We start from the raw sequence: 14,368 nt of genomic DNA, 5'->3' as shown, positions 1-14,368 counted from the left end.
TTTACATCAGGCTACGATGTCACTGGCAGCGGCCTGGCCAACGGTGGTGACGAGGAAATCCGCCACGCCGTGCCCGGAAAAGTCCACGGCCAAGGTGCCCAGGTTGGTACCCGAGGCATAGCTCAGTACAGCATCGCCGGCATGCCCGGTAAAGGCGTTGACGAAGGTCACGCCCGCACCCTTGGTGATACCAGACAGGTCGATCTTGTCCGAACCCGAGGTGAAGTCGAAGATCTTGTCCGCAGCCCCTGGTTTGGAGTCGGAACTGGCACCGTACACGAAAGTGTCGCTGCCAGCGCCGCCCCACAGCTGGTCCGCACCGCCGCCGCCGTAGATGAGGTCGTTGCCGGCCCCGCCCTTGATGGTGTTGGCGACTTGGTTACCAATGATCAGGTCGTTGCCCGCGCCGCCGAACGCGTTCTCGATGGTGACGCCCTTGGCGATGGACACGTTGCCCACTAGGCCGCCCACATCAGAGAACGAGGTGGCCGTGAGGTTGATCTTCTGGTTCTGGGTGAAACCGGAGAAGTCCAGGGTGTCGTTGCCGCCACCGTCCCATACCGAAAACACCAGCTTGTCGGCGTTGGATGTGGCGCTGAGAAAATCACGCCCGGTGTTGGAGTTGAACCCGTAGGTGGTGTCGGTGGCGCGGGTGCTGAGGTTGGCACCGTAGAGCTTCTGGATCGCGGCGATGTCGTCGATCAGCGGGCCGGAAGCGTAAGCTTCGACGCCGCCTTTGCTGAAGTTCTGGTTGGTGTTGCTCTCGCTCCAGTAACTCATGAGGCTATAACCACGCGTGTCCTGTCCATAGGTTGCGTCGTTATAGGTCGGGTTGCCGTTCCCGGCGTTGTAGTCGCCAGGGTGAGCCAGGCCCAGGGTGTGGCCGATTTCGTGGGTCAGGGTTTGCCGGCCATAGTTGTTCAGGTCCGGGGTCTTGTTCGGCGTGTAGCTGTTGTTAGTCAGGTACCACGAAGTGCCGTCGTAGCCTGCACCGGTACCGGGCAGGTAAGCGAAGGCCGCGGCGCCGTCCTGACCACCACTGTAATTGCCGAAGGTCATGTGGCCGTCACCGCCGGAAGCCTTTTCGGTAAAGGTCACGTTGGCGACATCCGCCCAGGATTGCATGGCCAGTGCGGCCTGTGCTTTCTGCTGGGTGTTGAATTGGCTGAACCCCGAGATGCCATGCTTGTTCATGGTGCTCTGGGTAGCCGAGGTGAGGAAGGTGTAGGTCAGATCGATCTTGCCGTTGCCATCAAAGTCCCGGTACGCAGCACCATCCCGCAGCAGCTGGGTCGCTGCCTGGTCTACGGTGTAGGACGGTTTGCCATTGACCGTGAGGTTGCCGCCACGGTCATACAAATGGCTGAAGCTATCGATTTGCGAGTAAGCAGTGCTGGCTTGCGCGGCAGATACAATAGCTTTGTCTTTTACTTTTGACATAAACGTACTTCCTTGTTTGCAAGTGCATCAGTCTTTGTTCGATAGGAACCTCGCGGGCGAGGATAGTCCTATCACTCACCTCTTTTGAAGGCGTAAGAAAACTGACACAACTTGAAATCTTTCGTCTACATCTATTTCCATCGCACACTTGTGACGCAGGTTCAAGTTGCAGAAGTCCCACGCAGTGTTTATTGGGGGCCGTTGCGTTTGTGTGGCCGAATCGGCACACGGCACTATTTAAATATTAAATACAAGTAAAGCCGCTCTAAGTGAGCGGCCCACTTGATTAATGGATCCAATATATTGTCACGGTGTCATTAGCAACATTAAAGAGCCACTATCGGCACTATTAAAGTGCGCTGTCCCCCATTACCGGGACACACTCCAGCCACACTGTTTCAACGCCGCCAGCAGGGTTTCGCCAGCCAGCCCCGGCACCTTGACGCCGTCCTGGGTGGTCATGTCTTCACCTGCCAGAATGGCGTTGATGATCGCCTCCTCCACCGCCTCTGCCGCCGCGCTGAACAGCGGCGAAATATGATCATTGTTGACCATCTGCAAGCCGGTGCTGAGCGGCAGGTCCTTGCGCCCATAGTCGGCCGGTGGCAAATCCTGGTTACCGGTGGCAAAGGCCAGGAACAGGTCACCGCTGGAATCCTCGGTGCCGCCACCGGTGCGCGCGATGCCGATGGACGCGCGCTGTGCCAGGCGCTGGCATTGGTGGGGCAGCAAAGGGGCGTCCGTGGCGATGATCACCACGATGGAGCCCATGCCGGGAGTGCCTCGCTCGGCAAAGGGCGAAGCAATGTCCATCAAATGACGGCCCACCGGGTAGCCATCGACCCGCAGCTCCTGGCGCTTGCCATGGTTGGCCTGCACCAGTACGCCGACGGTCCAGCCGCCCTGCTCCGCTGGCAACCGCCGTGACGCGGTGCCGATGCCGCCCTTGAACTCGTGGCAAATCATGCCGGTGCCACCGCCTACCGCGCCTTCCTGCACCGGGCCGCTTTCCGCCTGGTCCAGGGCCTGGCGCACATGCTCAGGGCGTACATGCTGGCCCCAGATGTCGTTGAGCAGACCATCGTAGGTTTCCATGACCACCGGCATGCACCAGTACACCGCAGGGTCCGCCAGGCGCTCGCGCTCCAGGGCGATCAAGCTGTCGCGCACCACCCCGATACTGTGGGTGTTGGTAATGGCCATCGGCGTGGTCAACAACCCCGCCTCGCTGATCCATTCAAGCCCCGTGGCGTCGCCATTGCCGTTGAGCACGTGGTAGCCGGCAAAACACGGTTGATGCCGCGCTTCCCCGGCACGTGGCTGGATCAGCGTAACGCCGGTGCGCACCTGCTTGCCGTCGACCTGCGCCTTGAGCGTGGCATGGCCGACGCGAACCCCGGGAACATCGGTGATGGCATTCAACTCGCCAGGCATGCCCAGCCCCAACGTGATGCCCAATTGACGTGCACGCATACCCACTCCTTACAATTTCTGAAACGCCGGACTCAACCGGCCACTGATGCAATACAAAATAACCGACAGGGCCAGCAAGCCGATGATGATCATGATGTCGCGTACCGAGGCCTCCAGGATCAAGGTGACCAGCAGATAACCGGCACCGAGCACCGCCAGCAATGCCGGCAGCGGCCATAACGGCATGCGATAGGGATGCTCGCGATCACGCAACAGCACCCGGCTCATCAGCGCGCTCAGCGCCACCACCAGATACACCAGCATGATCAGCAACACGCTGAACGAGGTCAGGTCGGCCAGGTTGGAGCTGAAGCTCAACAGCGCCGAAGGGATCGCCAGAAACAGCGTCGCCAACCACGGTGAGTCCCAGCGCGGGTGAATACGTGTGAACAGCCTGTTGATGCTTGGCGTCCACAGCGCATCGCGACCGCTGCTGAATACCACCCGGCCAATCTGGATCACGATGGCGACGATCGCGTTGAACACTGACAGGAAAATCCCGGCGCTCACCAACCGCGACAGGGTTTCATTGCCATGGCTGGTCAACAGGTAGCCGATCGGGTCGGGGCTGCTGATCATCTCGCTCAGGGACGGTGCGCCGATCAACAGCGCGGTGATCGGCACCAACTCAATCACCACCACCAACCCCAGGGACCAGAGCACCGCCTTGTGCACGCCCTTGCCGCCGCACTTCATGTCTTCAGCCAGCAACACCGCCGGGCCGTAACCGTTGAACGAGAACAGGCCGATGCCGACGGCGCCGATCACCAAGGCCCAGGGTGCCAGGTGCAACACGCCGTTTTCGACGATCTGCGGCTGCAACAACACACTGGCCGGCTGCACCGGATTACCGAAGCCGATCACCACAATCACCAGCAACGCCGCCACTTCCAACAGCAGGCAGGTGCCGGTAATCCAGGCGTTGAGCTTGATATTGAGGATGCCCAGGGCGTAGCTGCAGACCACGATCACCAGGGCGACCGTTTGCGCGTCGAACTTGGTGCCCAGGGCGTTATTCAGGTAAGTCGCCGCACCGGTGGCCAATACCGGCGGGATAAACAACAACATCACCAGCACCGTCAGGAAGGTGGCGTAACCAGCCATGCCGCCAAATACGCGCTTGGCATACACATACTCGCCGCCGGCGGTGTTATGGGCGCGGCCGAGTTCGGCGTAACAGAAGGCGAACATCAACGCGAGTAACGCCGCCATCACGAACGCCAGGAACACGCCACTGCCCGCCTGCTGGATGGCAAACGGGGCGATCACAAAGACGGAACTGGCCGGCGTTACCGCTGAAACGGTAATGGCCACTACATCAAAGACGCTCAGGGTGGGCTTGAGCACGCCATCGGGCGCGGGGGTAGCACTCATATCGTTATCCTCTGTCGTTGTTTTTGGTGTGAGGCAGAAACGAAAAATGATTTTTCCTCGGGATATGCTTCCCGTTGGACAGTGACGACGTTATCGGCTGGCGTGCCTGTCGGCCAATTCCCCTATTGGCGTACTCCCCTTGACGGTGCCCGCCAGAAGCCTAACCCTTGGCCGATTATTTGAGGGTGGGGATGATGAGATGAGCCTGTTCCGGGAAATGGGTATGCATGCTGGGTTGGGCCGCACCCTGTCACAGATCGGCACCGAGCGGTTCTGGAAGCAACTGGTGCTGTTGTTGCACCAATGCCTGCCTTTCGATAATGCCCTGGCGATTTTCTACCCGCTGGATGGCCCGCCCCAGGCACTGGAAGAGTACGACGCCCAACCCAGCAGCAAACCGGCGTCGATGCTGGTGTACCTCAACGGCCTGTACCTGCTCGACCCGTTCTACCAAGCCTGCCGCGAGCACTATGCCAGTGGCGTATACCGCCTGGAAGAAGTGGCGCCGGACCATTTTCGCCAAAGTGAGTACTTCCTCAATTACTTCCACGACAACGTACTGGAAGACGAAGTGCAATTGATCCTGCAATTGCCCGGCGCGGGCACGCTGTCGCTGTCACTGGGTATGCAGCGACGCTTCAGCTTTGAAGAAACCGGGCTGTTGACCACGCTGTCGGCCTGGGTGTTGCCGCTCATGCAGCAGCATTGGCAGCAAAGCACCCAACGGGCACCAGCTATGGACAGTCAGATTCGCGATGCCCTGAGTCACTTCGGCAGCGGCGTGCTGTCGGATCGCGAGCTGGAGATTGCCCGCCTGGTGTTGCGTGGGTTCTCCTCCAAGGCCATGGCCGAACGCTTGAAGATCTCGCCGGACACCGTAAAAGTGCACCGCAGGCATTTGTACGCCAAGCTGGACATCTCGTCGCAGCCCGAGTTGTTTTCCCTATTCATTCAGTCGTTGGGCCATGACCTGGAGAATCCATAGGCTTAATCCGAATGAAAGAAATTAATATGCTGCGGCAATAAATGTACGCCATCAACGCGTACAGAAAAGTTCGGCCCTTCAGGGTTTACCTTGATATTCAAGGTGCTCACGCCAAACTCATGCGTGAGTTGCACATCCCCCACCTCTACGGGCGGGCCAGATTGAATATTAATGGCTGAGATATTGTTGTCTTTTAATACTCCGGACACATCGATTTCATCCTCCTTGGGGTTGAAGTTCAAGAGCGTGTCTGGGTCATCGCTAAGCGAGTCGGTGCTTTTTTCATATTTGAATATATTCTCACCTTGGCGCCCCACCAACTGGTCGGCACCACCGCCGCCGATAAGCACCGAGGGCTCGCCCCGCTTGGCTTCCAGGCGCTCACGCTGGTCTGTACCGCGCAAGGTCGGCGGGCTGTTTTCCGGATGGGTCCACGTGCCGCCAGTGGGAAGGCTTTCTATTGAGGACATATAAGTCACCTGTCAGAGAGTGAGTGTATGTAAAAGTGTTACGCGCTGCGGATCGAAATCTCTCACGCAGGCAATAACACTTTCCACTCGAAATACTTGACATTAAATGTCTTAAATATGACGTCATTATTTATTAAGGTCACCGCCAATAGCGCATTTATCATCTGAGCGCCAGGGATGCTGGCTTATACTTCAAGCCAGCGGCTTATAAATGTGAACGCCAGCTGATCATCTCCTCGTTCGGATGGCATTCCCTACCCGAGCACCCACGTGATCGATACTCAGCAGTATGGCTTACCTGATCGACCTGGCATCAACCAAGACTTTAACGACGACTGAAGAAATCGATATGCTCAGGCAACAATTTCATGGCATCAACACGAACAGAGAAGTCCGGCCCATGGGGGCGTACTTTGATTGTTAGTCTACTGTCGCCAAAGGGACTATGTGTGATCTGTACATCACCTATTTTCTCGGGCGGCTCATCCTGAATTCTGACTTCTTTCACCCTGTACTTTTTTAACAGTTTTGATACGTCAATTTTGTCCTCTCCAGGATCAAAATTAAAGATAACATCTTCGTTAGTGCCAGAGGAGTCGGAGAGCTTTTCATACTTGAAGGTATTTGCACCCCACGCTCCCCATAAATGGTCAGCGCCGCCCCGCCCGATAAGCACAGACGCTTCGCCGGGGACGGCGACAAGCCGTTCAGCACGGTTCCCCCCCCGTAACACGGGAGTATGAGAGGCCGGTGAGGTCCAGGTTCCACCGATAGGAAGGGGGGCGTATGTCGTCATATTGATAACCCTTTAGTCAGTTTTATGTTGAAGTACTACGCATATTTCAGTACGCAACGCTCTCACATTCCCCCCTCATCTCCCAGCCATTATCTTTAACACATCATTTCAGGAAACTGACACTGTACATATCTCGCAACCGTTCATTCGCCCTATCAACTTGATAGTGACTTAACAATCCCGAAAGAGCTCCCTGTTGCGAACTTTTATTTCAATGGCGGTGTGCTGGCATGGCAGTTTGATTATGCGGACACCTTAATTAAGTCCACACTATTAAAAAAACACTCTATGCCAGCACACGAAAGGTATGAATTATCGCCCCGTGCGAATGGTGTTCCAAACCCGAGTACGCACCCGGTCGATGTTCAACGGCATGGCTTGCAGTGCAAATAACTTGCCCATCATTTCCGCGCTTGGATACACCTTGGTATCGGCCTTGATTGCCGGGTCTACCAGGCTGTCGGCCGCCGCGTTGCCGTTAGCGTAGTGCACGTAGTTGGTGATACTCGCCATCACGTCGGGGCGCAGCAGGTAGTTCATGAATGCATAGCCGGCTTTTTCATTGGGGGCGTCGACGGGCATAGCCACCATGTCGAACCAGATTGCCGCGCCTTCCTTGGGAATGTTGTAGCCGATATTCACGCCGTTCTTGGCTTCTTTGGCGCGGCTTTCGGCCTGCAGGATGTCGCCGGAGAAACCGACGGCCACGCAGATATCGCCATTGGCCAGGTCGGCGGTGTATTTCGAAGAGTGGAAATACGCCACGTAAGGTCGCACTTTCATCAGCAGGGCTTCGGCCTTTTTGTAGTCCTCGGCTTTTTTGCTGTGGTGCGGCAAGCCCAGGTAATTCAGCGCGGCAGGCAGCAGTTCGGGGCCGTTATCGAGGATGGCGACCCCACATTTTTGCAGCTTGGCCATGTTTTCCGGTTTGAAGATCAAGTCCCAGGAATCCACCGGGGCGTTGTCGCCGAGTACCGCCTTAACCTTGTCGATGTTGTAGCCAATGCCGGTGCTGCCCCACAGGTACGGGAAGCCGTGGGCGTTGCCAGGGTCGTTATTTTCCAGGGCCTTGAGCAGCACCGGGTTGAGGTTTTTCCAGTTGGGCAACTGGCTCTTGTCGAGCTTTTTCAGGGCGCCGCCCTGGATCTGCCGCGCCATGAAATGGTTGGAGGGGAACACCACGTCGTAGCCGGATTTACCGGTCATCAGCTTGCCGTCGAGGGTCTCGTTGCTGTCGTACACGTCGTAGGTGAAACCGATGCCGGTGTCTTTCTGGAAATTCCTGGTAGTGTCCGGCGCGATGTAGTCCGACCAGTTATAGATCTTCACGGTCTCGGCGGCCTGGCTGATAGAGGCCACCAACATCAAGGGCAACAGGGCAATGGCTTTCATGGTTCGATTTCCTGGCGGTTTTAGGGCTGTTTTTATGGCAGGCGATCAAGGATCAAAGCGTTACAGAATCAGGACATAGGTCTTGCGCACGGTTTCCTGGATATCCCAGATACCGGTGCTATTGGCTGGCAACATCAGTGCGTCACCGGCTTGTATGTGCAGGGTTTCTCCGTTGTCGGGCGTGAAGGTGCAGCGCCCCTGGATGAAATGGCAGAACTCCTGGGACGTGATCTGCCGACGCCAGCGCCCCGACGTACAGGCCCAGATACCGGTCTCGACGCCGTCGTTGCGCTCCACGCTCAGCGTGGAGGCCACGGCGATGGGCTCGCCCAAAGGCGCCGCCACCGGTGATGAATCTGGCAGCGGGGTGTTCAGCGTGTCTTTGAATTGGGTGATGCTCATGGGTTTTCCCCTGTGGGTGGAACGACTTAGTGCATGAAACCTTCCATGAAACCGGCAATGCCGGTCGCCAGCTTGCGACGCCAGGGCGCAGTGTTGGGGTTGGCCAAGACCTGGTCTTCATGAACAAAACTGCGAATGATCGCGTTGTAGCCCAGCCAGCGGCACGGTTCCGGCTCCCAGGGTTTGAGTGCTTTGAGGCCGCCCTCGCGAATCACCCAAGGTTGTTGAGTCAGCAAGGTGTCGCGCCCCAGGATCAAATCGGCCAGGGTGCGGCCGCCGAGGTTGGTGGCGCCCACGCCCTCCCCGCCATAACCGCCGGACAGTGCGACGCCGGTGTTGTGGTCACAGAGCATGTGCGGTCGAAAACGGCGCGACATGCCCAGGTTGCCGCCCCAGGAGTGGGTAATCCTGGCCTTTTTCAGCTGTGGGAAGAGTTCGCCAAACAGGTAGCGACGTAACTCCACCTCACTGTCCGTCAGGTCGAAGTTGTGCCGTAACTTGCCGGCAAATTGATAACCGCCACGGGCGCCGAACACCAGGCGATTGTCGGCCGTACGCTGGCCGTAGGTGACTTGTCGGCTGCTCTCGCCAAAGGCCTGGCCCTGGCTGAGCCCGATGTCATCCCAGGTGCTGGCCGGCAGCGGTTCGGTGGCGACGATCAAACTCTGCACCGGTAACTGGTAGCGGCCCAACGGCGGCAAGGTGTTGGCGTAGCCCTCGACAGCAGGCACCACCCAGGCGGCGCGCACGCTGGCCTTCGCGGTGCGCAGGCTGCCGGACTGCCAATGGGTCACGGGGCTGTTCTCGTAGATGGCTACACCCAGGTTCTCAACGGCCCGCGCCAGGCCACGCACCAGTTTCGCTGGGTTGATGGTCGCAACGTGAGGGGCATAGATGCCGCCATAAGGCTTGGCAATGCGGACCTGCTCGGCCAATTGCTGCGGGCTGAGCCAGCGGTAGTCCGCTTCGGTGAGGCCTTGGGCGTACAGCTTGTCCAGATAGCGGCGCAGGCTGCCTTCCTGTTCCGGGTAGCGTGCGGCGCAATACAAGGCGCCACCTTTGCGGTAATCGCAGTCAATGCCTTCGCGGGCCAGCACCTGGGCCACTTCATCGGGAATGCCATGCAAGAGGTCAAACGAAGCGCGCCGGTGCTGGGGGGCAAGCCCTGCCAGCAGACGGTCTTCCCCCAAGAGGTTGCCCATCAGCCAGCCACCATTGCGCCCGGATGCGCCGAAACCGGCGGTTTGCGCCTCGATGATCGCAATTTTCAACTCGGGGGCCTGGCGCTTCAGGTAATAGGCGGTCCACAGGCCGGTGTAGCCGGCGCCGATAATCGCCACATTGACGTCCAGGTCGTGCTCCAGCGACGGCCGCGCTACCAACGGGTCGTCCAGCTGGTCCATCCATAAACTGATACTGCGCCATGCCGGCATGCCAGGTTCCCCTACCTCGGTTCGATAGGGTCGATCCTAGAGCGCAGCGTCAGGGGCTGTCTTGCGCGCGTGCACGCAGAGAAATTTGTTTGAGGTACGCCTTGGGCGATTGCCCGGTGTGCTGGCGAAACGCGCTGTAGAACGCCGAAAGTGAATTGAAACCGGCGGCAAAGGCCAGATCATCCACCTTGATGGGTGGTGTGGCGCAGTCCAACGCGGCCAGCACATGCTGGAGTCGCGCCTGGTTGACGTAGCGATAGAAGCTCTGCCCCAGCACCTGGTTCAGCAGGTAGGACATCTGGTTGCGACTGTAGCCACAGGCCTTGGCGACCCGCTGCAGGTCCAGCTCCGGGTCCAGGTACGGTTGCTGACGCTCGAAATACTGTTGCAGGTCATTGGCCATATAACCCAACTGCTGGGGCGACAGACCCAGGCGGCTGACCGTCGGGCGCAGCGCCTGGGTAGGTTGCTCGTGCACCAGGGACGCATATTCATTCACCCGCCAGATCAACCCGTCACGCACCGTAATGGCCTCACTGGTACGAAACGACACCAGGCCCTGGCCGCCACGCAAGGTAATGCGGTACTGGATAAACGCCGTATCGCCATCGGCGCGGATGCGATCGGTGTGTTCAATCGCCTCGTCTGCCTCACGGGGCATGCTGGCCTGCAAGTACTCACGCAACTCGGCATAGCCCACCACACGGTTCTGGAAAAAATCGTGGTACTGGATGTCGGGGTGATAGTAGGCCATCACTCCGTCCAGATCGCGATGGCGCCAGCACAAGTGATGGCGCAGCACCAGCGCGCCGGTAGCGTGGGAATTCTGACACTCATCGTCTGGAGCGATGTCGGGCATATCGGGCTCTACCGCGGAAAAAATACTTGAGACTGCCGAAGTTTACCCGCCTCTTCAAGAGTCAAATCGAGCGCCTGACTAATGGCCTTTTGCCTATTCCTCTGTAGGACATGATCCATATCAAAATTAGGCGAAAGAATCGCTGAACGGGCCCAAAAAAGTCACCTTGGCGTTGCGAACGAATGCTATTTTTAAGCCCTTATCTGTCATGACCAGTGAAGGTCCTGGCCCCTGCCGCGAGCTAAAGGAAGCGCTCAATGAACAAGGTGGGCAACATGAACAAAGTGACATTCCCCAACGCCTGCCAGCTGATGCGCTGGCATTTTCACCCGATGGGCTTCGAGGGCAGCATGGACGCCCCCGGCAGCATGATCGCCCGCCTGTTCGACCGGGCCAGCGGCGAGACCTTGATCGCCATCGCGGGGATCCCGTGCGCCACGGTGATGAACGCGGCTGATGTGGAGCGCATCATCGAGGCCGTGGAGGATGAATTGGAGAGTTTTGTGCCGCCGGTTTCGTTGCGGGCGTGAGGTGAGGCAACAGCCTGTAGCGGCCCACTCCGACGGTAACCACGATGCGAAGCGAGTCGCTCTTGATCTGCTCTTGATCTGCTTGTGATCTTGATCTCAGGCGCCTCGTTAAACCACGCTGGCCGAACGCAGGCTTGAATTCGTGGGTAACCCGGCAGGACGCCGGGTTAGCCGTCCTGGGCCAAGGATGGCCCATGACGGCGGCCCACGGATTCAAGCCTGCGTTCGGGCACACCGAGCCTAAGCGAGGTGCCGAGTGGTGGAGCAAGAGCGTTTTGCTTACTTTTGCGCTTTTCAAAAGTGAGCCGCTGTCAGAGCGGAACCCTAGGTGGCCGTTACCGCAGGAATGGATATGCACCCAATCCAACTGTGTCGCCTGCCAGGCCGCCTTCGCGAGCAAGCCCGCTCCCACATTTTTGATCGTGGGGTTTCAGGTAGATAGGTATCGGCTGCCAGGCCGCCATCGCAGGCAAGCCAGCTCCCACATTTTCGATCGTTGGGGTGTCAGGTAGATAGGCGTCGGCTGGCAGGCCGCCATCGCAGACAAGCCAGCTCCCACATTTTTGATCGTGGGGTATCAGGTAGATAGGCGTCGGCTGGCAGGCCGCCATCGCAGGTCAGCCAGCCCCCTTCGGCGCACGCTGATCATCAAAAAACACCTTCCTGCCATCCACCCGTTCAGACGCCCTCGGCACATTCACAGCCTGGCCTTCCGGCTTCTCCACATACCAATAACAATGGCTGACCGCCCGAGTAATCCCCACGTAGGCCAGGCGCAACACTTCGTCTCTCTGCGCATTGTCATAAGGCTCGCTGTCGCCATCCTTGCCCAAACCCGCCATGCGATACACCTGGTTCTTGTACGGCGAACTGGTGACATGCTGACAATCACCCAGCAAAAACACCGCATCCGCCTGCAGCCCCTTGGCACTGTGATAAGTCAGCTGCTTCAACCTGCGCGCCTGAGGCGCCAAGCTAGAATCCACATTAACTACAGACTGAATATACTCATGAATCAACAACTTATCGCTACTTTTTCGATAAAGCATCAGGATCGAATCGCCCCGCTGATAGTGCTCCAGCAACCGCTGCCCCAGTGCCGCGTCGTCACGTTCCAACACCGTGACGGGCACCAATGCCTTGGGCTCGCCACTGGCCTTGGCCTTCTTGCCCGGAATGGCCGGTGCGCTGCGTACGATATGTTCGGCAGCGTCGATGATGTGCTGGTGGCTGCGGTAGTTCTCCCCCAGCATCACGCGGGTGGTGCTGGGCGAAACAAACTCCTTGTTGAACTCCATGAAGTACTTGGGCGAACTGCCGCGCCAGCCATAGATCGATTGCCAGTCATCCCCCACGCACAGCAAGGATGAACGTTGCGCACCGCGCCCGACGTGCATGGCCGGCCCGCGACTACGGATTTCCCGCAGGCTGGCGCGGATCCAGGACACGATCTGCGGCGACACGTCCTGGAATTCATCGATCATCAGGTGCGACATCGGCCGCAACAGCGGATCGCTGAGCAGCTTGAGGTTCTCCGGGGTGTTTTCGCCAAACAGCGAGAACATCCGGTTGTAGGTCATGATCGGCGGCGATTGTTCCAGCAGGTGATCTTCCAGGGCCTTCCAGAAAATGCTCAAAGCCTCGAAGAACAGCCGGTCCGGGTCGTCCTTGGCAAAGCTCATCTGGCCAACCGCCGTAGGCACATCCAAGCCAAGGTTCTCGATAAACCCGGCTGCCATGACAAAACTGTCCAGCAGGGGCGCCGAAGCGAGCTCGCCTTTGACCTTGTAATCAAAGCCCGGCCCGGCCGTGGCATCGCCGCCCAGGCTGCTCAAAAGGCGCCTTGAAGATTCGTAATTATCTAGCCATATCAGAGGTTTATTGCAGAAAGCTTGAAACAAGGTGCGCTTTACCGCCCACTCAGCGCGCACTGAGAGTTTCGAATTCGGCCGACTGATCTGCGGGTTTTCGCGCCCCTCGAACCCCAGCACCACCCAGGCATCCAGCTCGGGGATATAGCCATGGCAATGAAATTGCGCGCCGTTGATTTCAAAGGTCTGGCGGCTGGGTTCGATGCCTTTGATCGGCCAGGCACCGGCGCGAAACCACAGGTCTTCGATCACATCACAGAGTTCTTCATCGCGCTTGGCGGCCAATTCAGTCACGGCCATGCGCTTTTGCACGTCCGGATGATCGCGCTCCAGCTCCTTGAGCTGCAGGCCATGGCGAGCCAAGGGTGCAATCAACTCGCGAAAACGCTGATGGCGGCCATACAAGCGGTGATAACAAGCGTTCATCTGCTGGCGCTGGGCGTCACTGATACGCAGGTCAAAGGCATTGGTGTCGGCGTCTTCGAAACCACCACTGAGGTTCTCAAAGGCCTGCAGCCGCTCAAAACCCGGCAAGCTGCGCACCATCGGCAGGATGCGCGAATGAAAGGTGCGCACCACCGCCTGGGCTTCTTTAATACCAAGGGGTTGGCCCCAGAGGCTGAGAATCTCCATGAGTTTGTTGATGAAGTCCTTGCGCGATTCGCGAGTGAACGTCACCACCGTCATCGAACTCAGCTCAAAGCCCAGGTAATGGCTGAGCAACAGGATGCGCAGCACCAAGGAGGTCGATTTGCCGGCGCCTGCGCCCGCAATCACTGAGGTCGAGGGCGTGTCGCTGAAGATCATCTTCCATTGCGCCGCACTTGGCTGCGCATGGGCTGGCAGCAGGCGCGCGACATCGGCCTTCATGCGTTTCTTCACTTCTGCGGTGAGCGGCAACCGCCAATCGTCGAACAGGCTGTCATCTACGCCTGGCGCACGGTGCTCATCGGGGCGAAAGTCACGAATCAGCAGGACCTGGCGGCCCTCCTCGATACCATCGGCCTTACCCTCGCGGTAACCGTATTCAACGCCCGCCTCATGCCCACTGCGAAAGCCGTCCGCTTGGCCATGCAGCCAGGAAAACCGATGCTGCGCACGCAAACGGGTGAGGCCATGGCCGAACAGGCGAGCGGCAAGCCGCTTCAACAGTGGCATCTCAGCCAAGGGGCGCAGTTCGGGGGGTAGATCAGGCTGTTGTTGCGACACGCGGACTCCTGCGGTGAGCTTGTTTTGACCAGGCCACCATGGTCGCCGGAAACGCCGCCCAGTTCCAGCCAAATGCTTTGCTGTCATGCAGTTAGGCGATGAAGTGAAAGTGAACACCGGAATAAACCATCGAA

The 14,368-nt window shown here is 58.4% G+C and carries 12 protein-coding genes; 2 read left to right on the top strand and 10 right to left on the bottom strand.

From position 1 onward, the window contains the following. Positions 1-6 precede the first annotated feature (6 nt). The 3 genes from V8689_RS14140 to V8689_RS14130 all read right to left on the bottom strand — a co-directional run bounded on the left by V8689_RS14140 (position 7) and on the right by V8689_RS14130 (position 4,287). Positions 7-1,440: a serralysin family metalloprotease gene (locus tag V8689_RS14140; protein ID WP_056785523.1), complete on the bottom strand. Its 1,434-nt coding sequence runs from the start codon at positions 1,438-1,440 to the stop codon at positions 7-9. Between the two features lie 369 nt (positions 1,441-1,809). Next, a complete protein-coding gene (locus V8689_RS14135) occupies positions 1,810-2,913 on the bottom strand; it encodes a P1 family peptidase (RefSeq protein ID WP_056785526.1) in 1,104 nt (367 codons plus the stop codon). Between the two features lie 9 nt (positions 2,914-2,922). Further along, positions 2,923-4,287, bottom strand: coding sequence for an APC family permease (locus V8689_RS14130; protein ID WP_056785529.1), 1,365 nt, complete (start codon positions 4,285-4,287; stop codon positions 2,923-2,925). Positions 4,288-4,486: 199 nt separating this feature from the next. Here V8689_RS14130 and V8689_RS14125 point away from each other — a divergent pair, with 199 nt between their 5' ends. Further along, the gene (locus V8689_RS14125) at positions 4,487-5,272 is read left to right on the top strand and encodes a helix-turn-helix transcriptional regulator (protein WP_056785531.1); all 786 of its coding nucleotides are present in this window, start codon (positions 4,487-4,489) and stop codon (positions 5,270-5,272) included. Between the two features lie 2 nt (positions 5,273-5,274). On the opposite strand, the gene V8689_RS14120 is transcribed toward V8689_RS14125, so the two are convergent. The 6 genes from V8689_RS14120 to V8689_RS14095 form a co-directional block, all read right to left on the bottom strand. After that, the gene (locus V8689_RS14120) at positions 5,275-5,742 is read right to left on the bottom strand and encodes a M10 family metallopeptidase C-terminal domain-containing protein (RefSeq protein ID WP_056785535.1); all 468 of its coding nucleotides are present in this window, start codon (positions 5,740-5,742) and stop codon (positions 5,275-5,277) included. 325 nt (positions 5,743-6,067) lie between these two features. Next, the gene (locus tag V8689_RS14115; protein WP_056785537.1) at positions 6,068-6,538 is read right to left on the bottom strand and encodes a M10 family metallopeptidase C-terminal domain-containing protein; all 471 of its coding nucleotides are present in this window, start codon (positions 6,536-6,538) and stop codon (positions 6,068-6,070) included. 312 nt (positions 6,539-6,850) lie between these two features. Beyond that, positions 6,851-7,930, bottom strand: a complete 1,080-nt coding sequence (locus V8689_RS14110; protein WP_056785539.1) for a polyamine ABC transporter substrate-binding protein — start codon at positions 7,928-7,930, stop codon at positions 6,851-6,853. Positions 7,931-7,990: 60 nt separating this feature from the next. Further along, on the bottom strand, positions 7,991-8,332 hold the full coding sequence (locus V8689_RS14105; RefSeq protein WP_434520726.1) for a cupin domain-containing protein: 342 nt from the start codon (positions 8,330-8,332) through the stop codon (positions 7,991-7,993). Positions 8,333-8,358: 26 nt separating this feature from the next. Continuing rightward, a complete protein-coding gene (locus V8689_RS14100) occupies positions 8,359-9,765 on the bottom strand; it encodes an NAD(P)/FAD-dependent oxidoreductase (RefSeq protein WP_056785541.1) in 1,407 nt (468 codons plus the stop codon). A 49-nt stretch (positions 9,766-9,814) separates the two neighbouring features. After that, a complete protein-coding gene (locus V8689_RS14095; protein ID WP_056785543.1) occupies positions 9,815-10,624 on the bottom strand; it encodes a helix-turn-helix transcriptional regulator in 810 nt (269 codons plus the stop codon). Positions 10,625-10,881: 257 nt separating this feature from the next. Here V8689_RS14095 and V8689_RS14090 point away from each other — a divergent pair, with 257 nt between their 5' ends. Next, on the top strand, positions 10,882-11,154 hold the full coding sequence (locus V8689_RS14090) for a DUF1652 domain-containing protein (protein WP_014718395.1): 273 nt from the start codon (positions 10,882-10,884) through the stop codon (positions 11,152-11,154). 617 nt (positions 11,155-11,771) lie between these two features. Here the strand turns inward: V8689_RS14090 and V8689_RS14085 are convergent. Then, positions 11,772-14,234: a UvrD-helicase domain-containing protein gene (locus V8689_RS14085; RefSeq protein ID WP_060765998.1), complete on the bottom strand. Its 2,463-nt coding sequence runs from the start codon at positions 14,232-14,234 to the stop codon at positions 11,772-11,774. Between the last annotated feature and the right edge of the window lie 134 nt (positions 14,235-14,368).

The organism is Pseudomonas sp. AK181 (genome assembly GCF_051122975.1).
Taxonomy (GTDB): domain Bacteria; phylum Pseudomonadota; class Gammaproteobacteria; order Pseudomonadales; family Pseudomonadaceae; genus Aquipseudomonas; species Aquipseudomonas lactis.
The sequence above is the reverse complement of the archived record's forward strand: the minus strand, read 5'-3'. Positions and strand labels throughout refer to the sequence as shown.